This is a genomic window from Paenibacillus sp. J22R160 (assembly GCF_059692135.1).
Genome location: NZ_JCAUAU010000022.1, coordinates 14,937 through 33,859 on the forward strand (window position 1 = coordinate 14,937; position 18,923 = coordinate 33,859).

Here is an 18,923-nt window from a genome sequence, read left to right on the forward strand (position 1 = left end):
TTCCATATAGAGTTTGGCAGGAGCTAGTGCGGAATCTACTTTTGTCATATGAAGAATAACGGCTAGAATAAGAAATACCGTCCAATTCACATTAGAGTGTGAAAAGACGGTATTTATAGAAGTTATATTTTTATCAACGGAATATATCATACACTCATGATTCAATATTACCCATACAAAACATTCACTTCTTTTTCCCACTCTTCCCCTTCGCCTTCTCTAAATTCCGAGCTACCCTATACTTTACGATCCGGCTGATCAATTCATAAGGTATCGGCTTTCCAAGTGGAAATTGCAAAGTTCCTTTTGATGCATGATACTCTGCTACTTCATCTTGGAATTCATTAATTCCGTCCGGTGCCGGATAAAATCCAATATGATTTTTAAAAGCTGCAAAATGCACCAAATTTCCATGCTGCTCAAAAGTAGGCATGGCATAGCTAATCTTTTCCTTGGCGTCCGGCGCGGATTCCTTAATCACTTCTCTTAGCTTTTGGAGGATCTCCTGAATCTCTGGCGAAAAGGCTGAGATGTACTCATCAATGGATGTGTACGTAATTTTCTCTTTCATGGGTTCTCCTCTTGTGGGTCACTTGACCGCACCAATATATCTTTGCAAACTCTCCTCCATGCACCCGGTTATAAATTGTACGAATGGTTGAAGATTATTGCTTATACTTGCTAATTCTAGTGTCTCATAGTATTTCAAACGAGCTTCATTTGCTGCTTTTACTAGGGCTGGCGGAAATCCGAATTTCATTAAAATCTTGCACATAATATATCGCTTCTGAATGGTTAACAACCTCAAAGTGCTCCCGTAACTTTTTACCGCCTATGGTTAATCCTTCTTCAAGAACAAGTTTAGTTTCCAGAAGAGTAAGTGTGTTACCTTCAATTGCACTAGAGTTATACGTCCATTCGATTCGGTAAACCTCATCCAAATTCTTCAAAGCAGCCGCAGGCAGAGGTCTGAGTTCATCTAATTCTTTTTTCAAACGATCAGTGTTATCGAAGTTCATAATCCCCCATCCTGCACCTCTATTATTACCATTATATCACAGTCCGCGGTGCTTAAGACGTTACCTGGTTGAGCCATCGTTCCTGTAAATCAACACCTGTAGCTTATTCCAATCAAAAAAACGACCAATCCCAAAGGATTGGCCGCTTTTCTCCTTATTGCTCCATCAGCTTAATCTGTGGCTCCCAGCCCAACAATCTTTTCGCCTTCGCGTTGGAAATGAGAGATGTTCTTCCCTCTAACGGGGAACGAATTTCTTTCACACCGGGAAGGTACTTCGCCACTAAATCCAGAGTTAACCGATTCGACGAGCTATCATCCGCTGCAATGATTAACGCTTCGGCGCCAAGCCCATCGACCTCAATCGCTTTGAGACAAGCAGATGCTACGTCCCTTGCGTCGATGTAGGACCACAGGATGCGCAAACGCGCGTCCGTATCATCGAAATTAGCTTTTAGCTGCTCATAGCTCTCCGGAACAAGAATGTTGCCTAAGCGGAAACTGATCACCTGCATGCCGGTGCGTCGATGGAACGCCTGCGCAGTTACTTCGTTCACTACCTTGGACAAGCCGTAACTGTCTTCCGGCAATTGTGGATGCTCTTCATCAATCGGAATATACTGAGGCTCGAAAAACTCGCTGGCAAAACAAATGCCATACGACGACTCGCTCGATGCAAGCACGACTTTCTTGACGCCCAAGTTGGCCGCCGCCTCCAAGATATTGTAAGTACTCATCACATTGTTACGGAAACACACATCATTCGTATGCGTGTAGGCTTGTGGGATAGCGGCAAAATGCACAATACCCGCCACCTCTTTCCGACTGCCAGTACTGAATTGCGACAGCGCATTATGTACCTGCCCCAAATCATTGAGATCCGTAATAATCGTTCGGCAGATCGGCTCTGCTGGAGCCTTCACATCCAAATTAATGACATCATAATTATTATCCACAAAATGTTTTAAAATCCACTGACCCGCTTTACCGCTGCCGCCAGTTACAATGATCCGCTTTTTCTCCATGAATCCTAAATCCTCCTTAGGTCTAATTAGCCTCTATAAAAATCCCGAACCCAGCGATACGGCTTCAATTTCTCAAGTTGTTCCTCGGTTAGTCCCTGCCCGTCACCAACACGCATATTTGACTCCACATTGCGCACGGTGCGCATACCCGGAATGACCGTTGATACTGCAGGATGGCTTAACACGTACCTCAGTGCAATTTCTGGCATTTGCTCAACCGAAACATTCAGATCAGAAGTGATCTTCTGAACGCGGTCATACACTTGCTTCTTGCGGTCGCCTCGGAAGTAGCTATTGCGGAAATCACCTTCGCTAAACGTCGTGTCAGGTGTAATGCGTCCCGTTAAACCGCCTTCATCCAACGAAACTCTGACAATGACACCAACGTTGTGCTCTGCACAGGCAGGGAGCAGTTGATCTTCAGGACTTTGATCGAAAATGTTATAAATAACCTGCACCGTATCAACGAGCCCCGTTTCAATTAGCTTGAGGGCGTTGTTCGGTTGGTGGTCGTTGATCGAAATGCCAAAATGTTGGATTTTACCCTGCTCTTTCAGCTTGCGGATCCCTTCCAGCCAGTCTCCTTGACCCACCCACTCGTCCGACCAGACGTGGAACTGCTGCACATCGATCGTCTCTAGGCCCAGATTGCGCAGGCTTTGCTCCGTACTCGCAACGACATGCTCCGCCGTAAAAGCCTCCTCCACAGGAACACCTTCGCGTGCCGGCCATTGTCTATTTTTCGGCGGGATTTTGGTAGCCACATAAATCGGCTTATCATGGGCTTTCACCACTTGCCCGACAAGTCGTTCACTGTGGCCGTCGCCATAACCCAAAGCCGTATCAATAAAGTTCAAGCCTAGCTCAATAGAGCGATTCAGTGCTTGAATGGATTCCTCGTCGGAAGCGCCGATCCAAGCCGTTTTACCGATTCCCCATGCGCCGTACCCGATTTCCGATATCTGCAGTCCCGTTTTCCCAAGAGTTCTAACGTTCATCTTCCGTCCTCCATCCACTGATTTGCTTACACTTGCTATTATACAGGCAAAGGAAAAGCTGCATAAGAACTGAAAAAGTTGTCAGTTAGTAACTTTGGCGTAAGTATGGGGTCGGGTGAAAAGTGACGAAGATAAAAGACACCCTCACAGGTGTCTTTTATCTGAGCAGTTCACTTTGCAAACTTTATCATGGCTTTTTCCCATTAAATATATTTGTAGAATCTATGAACTGGTGCATATAGATCCTGGGCAGACATAGGAATTATTTACATTCCAATTATTTCCGTACATAGTGCTAGAATCAAAGGTAAAAGTTGATGTTATGCTTGCTACTGTAGTCGCAATAGGAACCCCACCACTACTAAGAAAATTAAGAGTATAACTTCCTACTGTTGTGGCTGGGTCATAAGTAGCCTTCGAAGAAGTATCTTTTGCATCAGCACTTCCATTAATAATCACAGGCCAAATAGCAGATGTACCTGCTACACTTACACCATGGATCTGCACTTCACCAGTCGTCATCCATAAATTAGTATTTAACTTCATTACCGTACTTGGCCATCCAGCATGTATAACGTTAACCTGAAAAGAGTAGGTATATGCCCCATAAGGACTTGCATTTAAAATCCGAACTTCACCCTTCTTAGATTTATTCTCCTTTTGAGCGAGCTTCAATTCTTCTATTACTTCTACAATGCTACCATCATCCATCTGAATAAGATTTTCAACTTGTCCAATCCCGTTGGATAAATTTAATTTTTCTAATGGGGCAAGTTTATCAAATACTTTTTTCATGTCTAGAGCATCTAGATTCTCTATGTATCTCTTTGTTGCTGAGGGATAAAGATTTCGTCATTAGCTAGTTTCATTTCCGTGATTGGAATTTCACTATTGACCTCAATCTCGCTTGAAGCTGCGTTTATCGGCGCAGAGAGAACCGTAAACATCGTTGCAAAACTAGCTAAAACTAATACTGCTTTTTTAATAATTAAATCAATTCCTCCTAGTAATTGGAATATTATTACATTGGAAATTATATACTAATATGGTTTAATTGTATATAATGCTTTTAAATGTTCAATTCCTAAAAATTATTTGAGGTGGTGTTTTTTTGAAGCTGCGTATCCCCTTAATTATACTAGTACTATGTATCTTTGCGGGTTTAGCTCAACTATTTAAAAGTATCTTTTTTATTTTTCCGAGTAATGATACTCTTTCATCAATTCAGTATGTATTTCTAATAGGAATAGCTATTTTTACTATTGAAAAGACAAAGTTAAGTGAAAGAAAAGCAAACTTTTTTGTATGCTTTACCCTCATTCTTGTGGGAACAATATTTGCTTACTTTACGATCTAATAAAATAACGCTCAATCTTTCAAATCAATAAACCCCACCTGTTAGGATGGGGTTTTATTTTTAAGCTACTCCTCTTGTTACCCGAATTGCTTAAGGTTAGGGCCATATTGGTTATCATTAGGCTCACTGTCAAGGCAGTAAAAAACGATAAGAATAATAGCACCGATAAATGGGATTAAACCAATTAAAATCCACCAAGCACTTCTCCCCGTATCATGGAGTCTCCGAAATGCAACGGCTAGGGATGGCAATAAGACGGCCAAAGAATAGATGCCTGTTAAAACATTTGTAATCCCCAACAAGGATTCCAATATGGCAAGGATAATTGAGATAATCAGATTGAAGAGTACAAACATCCAGTACTCCTTGCGCTGGGCTCTGCCTGAAAATCCTACGTAGTTTTTCAACACCTTTACATACCATTCCATGTGTGTTCCTCCTTTATTTTCATAAACTTGGAGTGATAAAAACCTTTCCTTTTTTTCATCTCCTTCGCATTCGTATGTAAACAATTGACCATGTAAAGTCTCTGCCCTCTCTTTGGAATGTTTACTATTCTCCCACTCCACCTCCCTGAACAAAGCCACCGTCGAATTTGTCTGTGGGTCACGGGTATTCACATCTCCAAAAAATGTTATGCCCTTATATGTATTTAGGTGGGGGTTGTCTTGATGATTAAAAAATGGGGATTAATGGGTGGAATTATGTGATGACCGATTGCGGTGGCGCTAGAGACTCTCGCACAAATAAAAAAATCCCTACATCACAATGACGTAGGGATTTACTGTTTTGAGCACATGCAAAATGAGTATCGTCCTTATCATTTGGCTGTTTGAACCGGCAGATTTACCGCATCCCGTTATTGTTTAGCTCCCCCAAGCAGCGAATTCAGCTGTTCCAGCAGATTGTCTCTGCCGGTGAGCGAAATCGTCCCGATTTTCTCACAAATTTTCTCGAGAAATTCAAGCTCCTTCAAGCGGAATAGAGTCTGATTCTCATCCATCAACTTAGCTGTATTAAGCAGACTGCGGGTAGATGCCGTTTCCTCACGACGGGTAATCAAGTTTGCTTGGGCTTTCTTCTCTGCCAGCAACACTGTATTAAGGATCTCTTTTATATCCCCGGGCAGAATAATATCCTTTACACCGGCAGCAAAGAATTTGACCCCGTAATCCTCACTTTTTTCGTTCAGACGCGACAGTACGAATGCCGCTATCTCTTGCTTCATCCGCAATAGATCATCGAGCTTCAATGTCCCGACGTATTCACGCAGAATAAGCTGTAAAAGAATATAAACCTGATCTTCAAAAGCTTTGATTTCAAGTGCGCGCAGCGGATTGATAATCTTGTACTGACAGACGAAATTTAAGCGCAGCGTTACCTTATCCTCCGTCATCATTTCTTGACCGGTCATATCCAGTTGTTGCTGCCGTAAATCCACGGTTTTTATCGTTGCGATCACTGGCCCCTTCCAGAAGTAGCATTTACCTGGGGCAAGTTCCTTCTGCATGACGTTGTTATAAAAAAGCACCCCTGTCTCGTGGCTGGCCACTTCAGAAACATAAAGATAACCTGCAACTTTCGCAAATATAGCTCTATCTATTTCTACACCAACCTCTGGTTGGCGAATATCGACTCGCGTGAAGTCATGCCGTTTCATCACATCCCAGAAGGCGTATTTACCGGCCGTCATAAGCGATACGAACTTTCCATCCTCGTAATGAAGAACGTACTCATGATCCTGAACATTAATAACAGTAATCTCCTCAAGCAACCGTTCATCCTGAAGAAATAAGTTCAGATCCTTCCCCTGCACGACAAATGGTTTAGTGACATTCATCAACACAATTTCATCATCTGAAAATGGAGCAAGTCGATAAACACCTGGTTGCAAGTGCTTCACATAACTGCCTCTCTTGAACAGTAATCCTCTTTCGTCAGCTTTAACGATAATTTTCTTAAACATATATATCTCCTCATTTCATGGAAACTTACGTTGTGTTGTGACCTTTTATGGGGAAATCCCCCTGATTCGGAAGCGGAGCCAGCTTAAGGTTGAAAAATCGGTGCCTGCGCACGAAACTTTCCGATGGCGATGTCGGCTTCCATTCCAGCCCGCGCTCACTCATCTTGCCATTACGTGGTCTTGTACTTTTTTTCTCATCCGGTATCCACAGGCTGCAAAGCTGCTTCATCAGTGCCTTCTCGAAGGAGGCTGAGGATTCCCGCTAACAGGTCTAATTGAGTTTTCATCGCTCGATGGGAAGTCGAGTATTCTTCCAGAATCGCGCACAATGCGATTGGCGAATCGAACCCCAAATGGTGGTTTCTCTCCGAAACGATCGTACAGGATACCGTCACATACAATGCACGGCACTGCGGGATATCACGATATCCCCGCCTCGTTACGATCGTCCGGATAAGAAACTGTGTAAGCCTTACAGGTTCTATCTTCGCTTATTTTCCAAATAAGGAACATGGCGAAAGTATTACGAAGACGCATAAATTTTTCCAATTGCCCTAAATATATCTCCATGAGCCGAAAGCAGAATACCAAAAAACCCTACATCAATGATGTAGAGTTATTTAGTGTAAAACCTTATTTCACTTCGCTAATTTGTTTCAGCATACGTACAACAACGGTAGCCACCTGTGCCCGTGTGCTGTTTTGAGCAGGTGCAAAATGAGTATCGTCCATACCGTTCAGTAATCCGAGAGCTGTAGCAGCTGCTACATATTGCTTAGCCCAATCGCTGATGCTGCTTGCGTCAGCATAGGTGACCGGTTGAGCTGTAGCAAGATCGCCCAGTTCCTTACCCGTAGCGTTCAGGTACGCGCCCACCATCATGACTGCCAGCTGTTCACGCGTAACATTATCATCCGGAGCGAAGGTGCTATCGCTTGTACCACCTGCGATCTTCGCAGCATAAGCAGCGTATACAGCATCCTTATACCACGAATCATCAGCTACATCTGAGAACGGCTTAGTGGCTGTTTGATCTGGCAGATTCATGGCTTTCTTGAGAATTGTAACAAACTGTGCGCGGGTCATGTTGCTGTTCGGCTGGAAAGAGTCAGCATCCATGCCATCAACGATTTGCTTGCTGATCAGCTGCTCGATATCCGCTTGTGCCCAATGGCCTTGAATATCGGCGAACGTGGTCAATGCTTGTGCTTGTGCATTTTTCTCTAGAACTGCGTACTTGGAGAAGTGTGGCAGCGATGCGGTGATCGTACCCTCCCCGTTCACTGTACCACCAATATGAGTCCAAGTATTTGTCGTCTCATCTAGCCAGTAGACGCCTAATTTGCTAGAGTCTTTTACTTTAGACGGATCGTAGTTGAATACAACCTCTACTGGGCTATTAAAAGCTGTGATCGTCTTATCCTTTTCAGTTAAAGTGAACTCTAGCAGCGGAGAGGCCGCAAGGAAGCTGTTCACCGCCTGAAATTCACTGTTTGTAATCTTGAGTTTTATTGTGTTACTCAAGTCGTTGACAGACAGAGCATTCACAGGGAATGTTAGCTGAACATCGTTTGTTTTGACAACAATTGGCTTCCCCTTGTCAGCAGCTATTTTAACAATGTCAGCATCGAAACTAACTGTCGTGATGTCGATTTGCTGCTTAGCTGTCGCGTCCATAAAAAGCTGTGGCTTCGCAGAATTAGAAAGATCAATCAGCATATCTATATGAGCTGGCTGAACATCATAAGTCATCTTGCCGTTAGCGTCACGCATAGGAAAGCTCTTGCCTCCCCCTCCGCCACCACCGCCACCGCCTCCGCCACCGCCAGGTACAGGCTCAGCATTATACGCTTTTTCAATCTTCAAGCTTGGTAAATCGATGGCATGTTGCACTGAGAAGTAAAGACTTCCGGCCCCAGTTCCTAACTGCGGAATACTAAAGTTTACTGAAGTCTCATTACCCGCAACTACTTGCCTTAAGAATGAATTAGCTGAGTTTGCATCGCGGTACACTCGAACGATATCACTAGGATTTAAACTCGAGACCGTAATTGTATCTGCGGTGCCGGACTTATTATTAGTAATCTGAATTTGATCGGGTGTCAACGAACGTCCGTAAGTCCGATCAATTAAGTTAATCGTTTGAGGCGTGCTCATCCCAGTCGAGGAAACGGCATAAATGGCAATCTTAGTTGCTCCTACCGGAATCTTTGTATTCAATGGAATACTTGTCTGATAGGCTCTGAATAATACTTTTTCTACGCTGATAATAGGTTTGAGTTTTTGTAGTTGATCGTTGATAAAATAGACATCGTAACTCAAAGCACTGGAGCTATCATTTGCATAAAAGTATAGGAAGCCCCCTATTTCTCCTTGATCTCCATCAGAATCTATTTGATCTATAGACCCGACAGGTGGTTGATAATCTGTCGGCAAGGTAGAAATAGGTTCATCCGCTATGTTATTAGCCAAATTATAAATCCCCAATGCGATCTCATCATTTTCCGAATTGATTGCTGATAGCATCAGGCCAGAAGCACCTACTGGAATTTGTGTATCTTGAATGGATACATTATACTGCATCTGCCCTTTGCTGACTTGCGCAAATGGGCTTCCAATTGGCGCCCATCTTGAATCCAAAAATTTGACAACATAATGATCAACGCTTGTTTCATCAAAGCTAGGAACCCAGTGTAATACCCCATTAACATTCTTAGCACGAGTATCTCGGTCCTCAAAGTAGTTACTATCAGGATCGTTGTCAATTTTATCCCATAATCCGAAATAATATCCGTTAGCCCCTTCACCCTGACTGTTTTTGCCGAAAATCCCAATCCTTTTGGCACCTGTCGGAATAGCGGTGCCATTCGGCAAATTAATTTCATAGGTCGGATAATACTGCCCTTGGGCTGGAGAAGTAAGATTACTTTGAGTTATTTCGGCAATGGATTGAAGTTTTACGTTGTTTCCATCAACAAAATAGAGATCATAGCTTGTTGAAACTCCATCAGAGAAATAGTCATACCAATTGATCGAGCCACCAAACATTCCATGGGACACATCATTGTCAAAACTTCCAGTGACACTAATGTTGGGAATCGAAATCGCTGGATTTGTTCCTGTTATAACTGGACTTCCTGTCGTATTGTCGAAAATCTGCATGCGGTACAAATTTGTACTTACTATCCCGGATAGACCCTTTGGTCGCATATCGATATAAACTGCTCCTGCCGGCACAATATCCTCAGCAATATCAACATGATAACTCATCCCAGGCGACACATGCTTTGAAACGCTATAAGGACTACCAAGCGGATTTCCTAACGCGTCGGCAAACGTCAATTGGTAGCCCGAATAGTTAGTTTCAATTGGTGTATACCAATTTACTAATGGTTGGATTTTCCCGCGAATTGGGTCCTGATCTTCCAGTGTGTACTGAAAGTAGGCGTATGGATCGATACCACCACCACCGCCGCCGGTTGGAGGAGGAGTTTCAAAATAATCCTTCAGCTCAAGCGTAGCGGCGGAAGAGCTTTCTCCAACAGCATTCTTTGCATAAACGCCTATATATTTAGCTCCCGCGGGTATGCTAGTTTGCGGAAGGCTGTAGCTATAGTACGAGCTATTAGCAGCATAAGGAACTTCCGCTATTTTATTTCTGATTTTATCCTTATTTTGATCTAAAAAATACACGGTATAACTGGTTATTATGGAGGTACCCGGTGTGCCGTACCAATAGATGTTCCCACTTATTTTTCCCTTAGTAGCGTCGTTATCATAAAAATTAACATTAGAAACTTGCAGCGACGGTAGATTAAATTCGGGTGCACGATCATGAAGGGCCTGCATAGAAGTGAATTTCTGTATGGTTTTCCCGTCTTCAGAAACCACAACAATTTGGTCGTTTGGAAGTGGCAGTACATTTTTCGCGATGAATGGCAGATGGTATTGCATCGTATACGCGTCCCGATCCCAAACCGAGTCCTGTGCAAAAACGTTGGCTCCTTTAGCCGCAATAATTGCAGCTCCAAAATAACTTTTCCATGCCGGAATCTGAACAAGTGAATTTTTATTCAAAAGATTGCTCGCGTAGTATAGATCATTTCCGCTCATCGTGATCGCGCCAAATACGTTGCTGTAGGCTTGAGAAACTGCTAGCTGCGAAAAGTCAGTTAAATTGAACTTAATAGCCGTACTTGTGGAATAAGGCGCTTTTTCTCCGAAGTATAAGGCATTGTCCCCTAGACTAAGGAGCATACGACCCGGATTAATGCTTTTAGCGTAATTTGCCTTAGTTCCGGTAGATGTATCAATGACCTGAATACCAGGGTAACCAAAACCGCTGCCCATATTTGACGCGGTATAGATCAGCTTTTGATTACCATATACAACTTGACCAACAGAGGTTCCGACCTCCCATGAATAAACGGCTCCATTGACACTTGTACCAGAAAGTGTATCTACTCTCATGATTTGTGTCGCTGAAGCGTTGCTAATATATAGCTCATCATGATCTATAAATATTGAATTAGGGTTAGATCCTATGGTTCGGGTTTCTTGAACAGTCATATCGCTTGTGCGAATCCTCATCAACTGATTGCTTTCTGAGGAAATGGCAAACAGGCTCCCACCATCACTGCTGTATACGAGATCAGTCACTGACTTATCGAATATCAGCTTTTGACCGTCAGATTGCCAAGATACCGGAGGATTGGAGGGCACCAGATTCACATTAATGATCTGTATAACATTTTGAATGTTAGGGTTCCAAGGATCAGATCCCGTATAGGAGTAAATTTGATTCTTACTATCCATTAAAATTTTTCGTGATGCCACAGGAAGTTTAGCAATTTGAGTAAATCCTTCTCGATCATACACATAGCTATGGTCTGGTGCGGCATTTCCGCCATTATACGAATGGCTGGTAAACACCGTGTTGCCTTGAACGTACATCGCATCATCTTGATAGGTACCTTGAATAGAGCTTAGATCTGTTTTCTTAAATCGGTAGCCCGCATAAAAAACCTGATTGCCATCAACAATTACTTTTCTGTCAGGAAAACCAAATCCGTAGTTTTTATCATAAGTAGTTCTTGAAAGTGACTGCAGAGTAGAACTGCTGTATGAGAAAAGATTGGAGCCGGTCGATCCCGACTCACCAACAAACAAAATATGGTTTGCTGTATCAACAGCTAGATCAGGCTCTCTAAATTCACCGTTAATCGCCCCAGTCAGCACAGTCTCTGTTTGCGTTGTTAAATTATATGCCGCTACACGACACCACTGGTCGAGCTCTGCATAAAACAGCTTATCACCGTCGATAGCCAGATCGTAAGGCTTTATGGACGTTGTAATCGAGCCAGTTACTTCCTTTCGCGCAATATCTACAATAGCAATAGCCGTTGTTCCTGACAAAGCGACATAAAGCTTGCCGCCAGATTGTACTAAATCTGAAGGTGCAGTAAGCGTGACTTGCTTCTCTATCTGCAGGTCACTCATTCGAATAAATAGGAGACTATTAGCCTCACTAGATACAGCATAGATATATCCTCGCGCTTCATCCATTATCCATTCCCGGATCGGTTTCTGCAGCGTAGTGCTTGACGGAGATGCTTCGGCGTATGCTTTACTTCTTATCCCAGGGAATAAGGCAGATGAAAGAACCATCAAGATAGCCAATAGGACTATAGATATTCTTTTATTTAATAAACTTTTGTACGTTCTAGAATGCATGAAAAATGATCCCCCTACTCTGAACTCTGATAACATTGTTCTAAAGTTATTTTAGTAAATTATGTACTACAAATTATTTAGTCTTATATTAAAAATTGCGAGACTACATCTCCCCTTCAAAATTAAATTTTGTACGAAGCCTCCCTGGATAAGCAGGTTTGACTGCTATGTCTTCGTTACATGAACCAAATATCCTCTAACTTTGTCAAATCTTAATAGTTCGTTCGCCTTAAATTGACATAAGTCAATGGGATTGAGACAAAAAAAAGAATCCCCACACCGCTGATGTAGGGATTCTCTATCTTCTAATGAATCAAATACCGCATAACCTGCTTCACAACATCACTCGCAGCCACTTCAATCGAATGCTTGCTGGTATCAATCTCGACTTCCATAAACTCTTTACCAATGATGTCTCGTGCTGCTTCTCGATCATTATCGCTAGGGGAATCATTCGCTACCAATGCAATAAGTCCCGCATCGTTCATCAATTTGGCCACTTCGATTACGCGCCGCGACGATTCGCCCTGGCTATTCTCCAGCAACATCGTATGGTAGCCTGTCGAAACCAACCGTTTCTCGACTTCCTTCGCTACAGCTAAATTATCTGCAGCCGAACCAGTTAACCAGACCGTTAACGGACTTTGTCCTTTTTGCTCAGCACGAACGTTTCTGGTAACTTCCGCATCTAACCGGACAACGCTATCGGAGCTTTGCAAGGCCTGCTCAATCACTCCGCAAGCGGATGTCATGTTAGTGACACGATCGATCAGAATGAATCCGCCAATGCTTTTATACTGTTCAAAAGAATCAAAAACGATATCATCGGATAATGAAAACTCGCATTTTGCCACTTCATTTTTGACAATTTGATCGGCTGGAACTGTATTTCCTGTATTAATATCGATCTTATGCGTAATGGCTGTCACGGTACCGGGCAGGACTTTCGTTCCTACTTTGACCAAATAATTCTTGCCTGGTGTCAGTACGGAATCATCCATCCAGAGAATTGTCGCGGTAAAGCGATCAGCTTCTTTGATTTGATCATCTTTCGTGAATACACAGCCGCGTGAAACGTCGACTTCCCGATCCAATTGTATGGTTACAGGTTGTCCAGCATAGGCCGATTCTCTATCTTGATCTGTCACTAAGATGCGTTTGATTTTCGCTTTCTCACGACTTGGCAGAATAGTCAACTCATCATCAACCGCAATTCGACCAGCCTCAATCTGGCCCTGGAAACCGCGGAACGTATGATCCGGTCGGCATACACGCTGGATTGGCATCATGAACGCTTTCGCGTCATTCGTTTCAAGAACATCCACATTTTCTAAGTAAGATAATAAAGGAAGGCCCTCATACCAAGGGGTATGTTGTGATTGTTTGGTAATGTTGTCCCCTTCTGTCGCAGAAACAGGAATAACTTCTATGCTTTGGAAATGAAATTCACCTGCTGTTTGGAAGAACTCATCTTTAATCTCTTCAAAAATCTTTTGTTCAAAATGAACTAAATCCATTTTATTCACAGCTAAGACTAGATGTTTAATGCCCATGAGTGCGCAAATTCGGGTATGGCGCTTAGTTTGGGTAATGATTCCTTTGGTAGCGTCCACAAGAATGACGGCAAGATCCGCAAAGGATGCGCCTACTGCCATGTTACGAGTATACTCTTCGTGCCCCGGTGTGTCCGCTACAATGAATGAACGGTGATCCGTCGTAAAATACCGATAGGCCACATCAATCGTTATCCCTTGTTCACGCTCGGCCAGTAACCCATCAAGCAGCAAGGAATAGTCAATTTTGCCGCCGCGACTGCCAAGTCTGCTGTCTAGCTCTAGTGCTCTCTCTTGGTCGGCGAATAGAAGCTTTGCTTCATAAAGCATATGTCCAATTAAGGTGGATTTTCCGTCGTCTACACTTCCGCATGTAATAAATTTAAGCAGACTTTTCATTTTAGAAATAACCCTCCCGTTTACGTCGTTCCATACTTCCAGCCGCTTCTTGGTCAATAACACGGGTTGTCCGTTCGGATGAAACTGCACCAAGCGTTTCTTCGATGATGGCATCCAGCGTATCCGCTTCCGACTCGGCTCCGCCAGTAAGAGGATAGCAACCTAATGTGCGGAATCGCATCTTCTTCATTTCAATTTTCTCATGAGGTTCGAGTTTCAAGCGATCATCATCCACCATGATGAGATGGCCATCGCGTTCAAGAACGGGTCTTTCCTGTGCAAAATAGAGAGGCACAATATCAATGTTTTCTCTGCGAATATATTGCCAGATATCTTTTTCCGTCCAGTTGGATATTGGGAAGACACGAATGCTTTCGCCTTTATTAATTCTTGTGTTAAAGAGCTTCCACATTTCCGGCCGTTGATTCTTCGGATCCCAAGCATGATTCTTATTCCGGAATGAGAAAATCCGCTCCTTCGCGCGCGACTTCTCCTCGTCACGTCTACCGCCGCCGAACGCAGCCGTAAACCCGTACTTGTCCAATCCCTCTTTCAGGGCTTGGGTTTTCATAATATCGGTGTACGCGGAACCGTGATCAAATGGGTTAATCCCTTGTTCAATCCCCTCTTGATTGGAGTGAACGATCATCTTGATCCCGAACTCTTTCGCTTTGCGGTCGCGGAATTCAATCATCTCTTTAAACTTCCACGTTGTATCAATGTGCATGAAAGGAAATGGCGGCTTCTCTGGGTAAAAAGCTTTCAATGCCAAATGCAGCATCACGGAACTATCCTTCCCGATCGAATACAGCATCACAGGGTTTTCGCATTCCGCGGCTACTTCTCGGATAATATAAATCGCTTCAGCTTCGAGTTGATCCAGATGCGTCATTTCTTGTATGGAATCAAGCATCAGTTTTTGCATGGAAAGGTGCCTCCTTTTAATTCTTACTAAATCCATCGGGTATTTCTTATATACTATCAGATCCTAGCTTTTATGCAAAGTGGAAGAAAGTGAAAATCTCTATTTTTCTATCATTTTTCTCGAATCATGTCGGAAGAGGTCATTTGTGAATGGGAATAACCCCAGATGCATAAAGCCTCTAGGGTTTATTTGGAATTCGTCGACCGTATTAGTTGTTTTGTGTAGGCGTGTGATGTTGTTGATTTTGCCCAGTGTGGTGATGCTGCCCCGTGTGATGTTGCTGTCCGGTATGGTGAGGATGCTGAGCATGGTGTTGAAGGTGGTGCATGGGATGATGATGCATATAAGCATGATAGGGATGTGGAACATAGGCAACGTAATGATGCATCGGATGGTAAGGAACATGATGCATGGGATGATAGACATGGTGTGGGTGATGAGCATAAGGATGGTGCGGATGATAACCTTGATGAGGTTGAACGTAATGAGCCTGGGCTTGAGCTTTGGTATGATGCGGCTGAGCTGGAGAATGAACTACTGGTGCTACGATAGGTTGCTGATAGATAGGGAGGTTATCTCCCGTCCATTTTGGAGCTTGTTGCACGGGCTGAACAGGTTGAATTGGTAGCACGGGCTGAGCTTGTTGAACTGGTTGTACTTGTGGAACCGGTTGTACTGGTTGAGCTGGTTGAACTGGTTGAACCGGTTGAGCTTTTTGTACGGGTTGGAGTTTCTCCGTTCTTGTTGCAGCATGATAGATCGGTAAGCTATCCTCCGTTGATCGGCTGTCTTTTGTCATTTTCTTGCTCCTTTCAGGGTAGGCATATGTCAATACGTCATCCTATGCATCGTTTCACAATTAGGGTATATGTCTATAGAAATTGGGCTCATTCATCATGATTTGTTAAAAATCCAGCTTTGCGGACATGAATCCAATCTCCTATTTTCGCAATAATGGGTTTCTCCCGTAAAGGATGCTGAAATTCTGAGAAGTAGGTGAAATCAGGATGAACATAACGATCCGTCAGATAGGCGGATTTCGTACTGCCAGGCATTCTGTATTTATTTAGCACGTTAATAACTTCCTCCCCAGAAGCAATTCCAAGGCCATGACCATGCCCATAAAAGAGATCATTGTCCAACAAGACAACGTTCTCCCCTTTCCACCAGGGCAGCAGCTGTTCAACGTCGGGATTTTCAAAATAAAGCACATCCCCCATCACAGCCTCCTCGTTATGGGTCCGGTCGATGAGGTTCAATTTGCTATTGGAATCCCAATCAAATAATAATAGATCCTCAAATAATCGGTCGAATTGACCAGGATCTATCGATTGTAATAGTGCATCATACAAAACAACGACGACAGCCATTGAACATTCGAAACCGTAAGAACCACCGTTGTTGAATATATCCCTTATCGCATCTTGTGGAGCAACTCCACGATTCAGCTGGAACCTGCCTTCATCCGTTAAGTGCCAATAGGCCGGGTTGCATAGCGTTCTTTCGAATCCGGCAAAATAGACACCAGCTCTACTCAGCTCCTTCGCGGATTCCATAATCTGCGTTCGCATGTGCAGCTCAAACAGCAGAGAATGAATGGAGTCATACGGATACTCGTACGGGTTGGTCTGCTTCTTTAGAAAAACGGCTAGTTCTGACTCTGTTAGCGTACCTTCTCCAAAGGTTATATAGCTGGTACCTTCGATTAAGATCATGAGCTTCTCCTCATAATGAAGTAAGTGTGATTCACCTATTTTTATATGTGGGGATTGGGGGTTGTGTGAATGTGAAAAAGAGCGACTTCGGGGTTAGCCGAAGTCGCTCTTGGTTTCGTTCGTAACGGAAGGAATAACTTGCCGCGGTGCTGCACTTATAGTTCCTTGGAGTGTCTTACTTATCCCACTGTTCTTTGGCACCTATATAAAAACTAAGTTTTTCTGGTATATCTTCTGATTTGCCATCTGCCCTCCTATTGTTGCGGAGCTAGTAGAGACACTATGAATCATTTCCACATTAGTAGGAAATTCTTTTTGCGAACCCTTATCATCAACATAAAAAAATCTCATAGGACCCGTTACGTTTTTACTTGAAGTCTTTATCTTTCCAGATAAAGGGACTTCAAGAATTATATTATTTCCTTCGTATTTCAAAGCTGTGGAATCTGTTTGGGCGAATGTTACTTCTACCCACCCTGTATAATCATTTGATAATAAAAATTTACTAGTTGGATTATCGGAGTTGTTACAAATAAATAATGCCCCGACTACAAGACATACAAGCACTGCAACAACAAATGTAATTCCTACAATCTTCTTCATATCTATCCCTACTTTATAATTAATCAGGATGATTATATAGATTATTCCATTTATTTTAAAATGGAATTAATGGTATTATATGTACTAAAACTAGAAGTATCACAAAGAAGTTTTGATGAGAGGAGTTATTAAAAATGAAAAGTTTTTTAATCCACGCGTTAATTGTTGGCGTAAGCTACTTTTCCGGAGTTGTTTTTTACAAAGTAGCCATGTATCAACTTGCCATACCTGAAAAAAGCGAGATCGATCTACTTTACCCATGGATGACTATCTTTTTTATTTTCTTTGCTCTTCCGATTTACTATGTAATAAACTTATTTCTCCGATTTTTCAAGTTTCGATCAATCGTAACAAGTACAATTTTAAAGACTGTTGTGTTAGTAGTCTTTAGCCTGTTTACCGCCATAATGGTGCCTTTTATCTTTGGTGGTTTTGGGTATCTAGGAAGGCAAGAATTTTTCTTTTCAGAATTTGCAATTATACTTTATTCATTTTTTCTAGGAACATCTGCACTATTTTCAATTTGTACATCAGTAGCGGAGACGCATCTGAATAAACAGATGTGATTTATAAAAAGAAAGCTCAAATCTCTCTTTTGGAGCACTCAAGAGCTCTTTATTTCTCTTCAATAAAAATTAAGGCAAAGCAAAATTCAGGGCCTTTTAATTTTGACAGGTCGTAAAGGGGTGAGAGATCTTCAACTTTATTTCTGCTTAAAGTAAGACTTGTTAATGACGTTAATCTTTGCAATGGCTTGAGATCATCTACTTCATTCCCTGATAGGCTTAATCCACCTAAGCGGTGCAAATTAGCTAATGGACTTAAATCATTGATTTGATTATTGTCCAATCCTAAGTAGGTTAAATTCTTTAAATCACTCACGAATCCGATTTCTGGAAGATGCATATTGCTTAGTGTCAGAAATCGCAGCATCTTTAGGAACTTTAAGATTCTCGAGCTTGTGTAGAGAAGAAATATCTTTAATCCTATTATTACCTATAAAAATAGAGCGCAGATTCACCAGATCAGCGAGAGGCGTGACTTCCCGAATACGATTGAAATAGGCACCAAGCGACTCTAATTGAGTGAGACCACTTAATGGTGTGAGGTCTTCGACCTCATTAGAATAAATTTGTAGGTTGGTTAGCTTTTTCAGGTTTTTTAACGGCTCTAGATTTTTAATTTTATTATCATAAAGATTCAAATCTGTTACTTCTGTTAAGTTGCTAAGTGGATTTAAATCCGTTATTTCATTGTAATCCAGAGTAATCCTTTTCAGTTTAACCAAACCTGCAAGTGGAGAAAGATCAGCAATCTTGTTCTGTTCAATACTTAATCGTGTTAAATTCGTTGCATATTCAATCCCCTTGAGACTTCGGATTCCCAGCCAACTTGCCGATCCTAGTTCAGTAAGAGATTGCATGTCCTCCCCTGTTATACCGCCTTCCGGCTTATGCAATTGCTTGCGTATGTAAGTTTCAAAGGCCGGGTCGGCGAAAGTTACAGTGGCGGATTCAGCATTTGTGGTTTTGAAAGTTGTAAATGGCGTCATGACTGAAGTAGATATTACTGATATTAAGATTATTTTGAAAATGAAACCTCGATTAAATAGCAATTTCAGTCCTCCTTAT

General features: G+C 42.5%; 16 protein-coding genes and 1 pseudogene. 2 read left to right on the forward strand and 15 right to left on the reverse strand.

What is annotated here, in order from left to right:
- Window positions 1-184 precede the first annotated feature (184 nt).
- The 11 genes and pseudogenes from AC58UW_RS28030 to cysD form a co-directional block, all read right to left on the reverse strand.
- Window positions 185-571 (reverse strand): iron chaperone, encoded by a 387-nt coding sequence (locus tag AC58UW_RS28030; protein WP_497423851.1) that lies wholly within the window; start codon window positions 569-571, stop codon window positions 185-187.
- A gap of 18 nt (window positions 572-589) precedes the next feature.
- Window positions 590-1,019: pseudogene (locus AC58UW_RS28035) on the reverse strand (hypothetical protein).
- Window positions 1,020-1,173: 154 nt separating this feature from the next.
- Window positions 1,174-2,043: an NAD-dependent epimerase/dehydratase family protein gene (locus AC58UW_RS28040; RefSeq protein WP_497423852.1), complete on the reverse strand. Its 870-nt coding sequence runs from the start codon at window positions 2,041-2,043 to the stop codon at window positions 1,174-1,176.
- 26 nt (window positions 2,044-2,069) lie between these two features.
- A complete protein-coding gene (locus AC58UW_RS28045) occupies window positions 2,070-3,041 on the reverse strand; it encodes an aldo/keto reductase (RefSeq protein WP_497423853.1) in 972 nt (323 codons plus the stop codon).
- A 222-nt stretch (window positions 3,042-3,263) separates the two neighbouring features.
- Window positions 3,264-3,836, reverse strand: a complete 573-nt coding sequence (locus AC58UW_RS28050) for a hypothetical protein (protein WP_497423854.1) — start codon at window positions 3,834-3,836, stop codon at window positions 3,264-3,266.
- A 639-nt stretch (window positions 3,837-4,475) separates the two neighbouring features.
- Window positions 4,476-4,826, reverse strand: a complete 351-nt coding sequence (locus tag AC58UW_RS28055) for a DUF805 domain-containing protein (protein WP_497423855.1) — start codon at window positions 4,824-4,826, stop codon at window positions 4,476-4,478.
- A gap of 431 nt (window positions 4,827-5,257) precedes the next feature.
- Window positions 5,258-6,364 carry a slipin family protein gene (locus tag AC58UW_RS28060; RefSeq protein ID WP_497423856.1) on the reverse strand — a complete coding sequence of 369 codons (1,107 nt, stop codon included), beginning with the start codon at window positions 6,362-6,364 and terminating at the stop codon, window positions 5,258-5,260.
- 25 nt (window positions 6,365-6,389) lie between these two features.
- The gene (locus AC58UW_RS28065) at window positions 6,390-6,593 is read right to left on the reverse strand and encodes a hypothetical protein (protein ID WP_497423857.1); all 204 of its coding nucleotides are present in this window, start codon (window positions 6,591-6,593) and stop codon (window positions 6,390-6,392) included.
- A 404-nt stretch (window positions 6,594-6,997) separates the two neighbouring features.
- Window positions 6,998-12,097, reverse strand: a complete 5,100-nt coding sequence (locus tag AC58UW_RS28070; RefSeq protein ID WP_497423858.1) for an S-layer homology domain-containing protein — start codon at window positions 12,095-12,097, stop codon at window positions 6,998-7,000.
- A 305-nt stretch (window positions 12,098-12,402) separates the two neighbouring features.
- Window positions 12,403-14,049, reverse strand: coding sequence for a GTP-binding protein (locus AC58UW_RS28075; RefSeq protein ID WP_497423859.1), 1,647 nt, complete (start codon window positions 14,047-14,049; stop codon window positions 12,403-12,405).
- Window position 14,050: 1 nt separating this feature from the next.
- Complete coding sequence (gene cysD / locus AC58UW_RS28080; RefSeq protein WP_497423860.1) at window positions 14,051-14,974, reverse strand: sulfate adenylyltransferase subunit CysD; 924 nt, start codon at window positions 14,972-14,974, stop codon at window positions 14,051-14,053.
- Between the two features lie 360 nt (window positions 14,975-15,334).
- Between cysD and AC58UW_RS28085 the strand changes: the two genes are divergently transcribed.
- Window positions 15,335-15,526, forward strand: a complete 192-nt coding sequence (locus AC58UW_RS28085) for a hypothetical protein (RefSeq protein ID WP_497423861.1) — start codon at window positions 15,335-15,337, stop codon at window positions 15,524-15,526.
- Window positions 15,527-15,861: 335 nt separating this feature from the next.
- Here AC58UW_RS28085 and tgl read toward each other — a convergent pair whose 3' ends face one another.
- Together tgl and AC58UW_RS28095 are read right to left on the reverse strand one after the other, a co-directional pair.
- Window positions 15,862-16,689, reverse strand: a complete 828-nt coding sequence (gene tgl / locus AC58UW_RS28090) for a spore coat transglutaminase TGL (RefSeq protein ID WP_497423862.1) — start codon at window positions 16,687-16,689, stop codon at window positions 15,862-15,864.
- Window positions 16,690-16,890: 201 nt separating this feature from the next.
- On the reverse strand, window positions 16,891-17,292 hold the full coding sequence (locus AC58UW_RS28095) for a DUF6843 domain-containing protein (protein WP_497423863.1): 402 nt from the start codon (window positions 17,290-17,292) through the stop codon (window positions 16,891-16,893).
- A 134-nt stretch (window positions 17,293-17,426) separates the two neighbouring features.
- Between AC58UW_RS28095 and AC58UW_RS28100 the strand changes: the two genes are divergently transcribed.
- Window positions 17,427-17,858, forward strand: coding sequence for a hypothetical protein (locus AC58UW_RS28100; protein WP_497423864.1), 432 nt, complete (start codon window positions 17,427-17,429; stop codon window positions 17,856-17,858).
- A 49-nt stretch (window positions 17,859-17,907) separates the two neighbouring features.
- Here AC58UW_RS28100 and AC58UW_RS28105 read toward each other — a convergent pair whose 3' ends face one another.
- The gene (locus AC58UW_RS28105; protein ID WP_497423865.1) at window positions 17,908-18,174 is read right to left on the reverse strand and encodes a leucine-rich repeat domain-containing protein; all 267 of its coding nucleotides are present in this window, start codon (window positions 18,172-18,174) and stop codon (window positions 17,908-17,910) included.
- Window positions 18,167-18,907, reverse strand: a complete 741-nt coding sequence (locus tag AC58UW_RS28110) for a leucine-rich repeat domain-containing protein (protein ID WP_497423866.1) — start codon at window positions 18,905-18,907, stop codon at window positions 18,167-18,169. Before AC58UW_RS28110 ends, AC58UW_RS28105 begins: the two co-directional genes overlap by 8 nt.
- Window positions 18,908-18,923 lie beyond the last annotated feature (16 nt).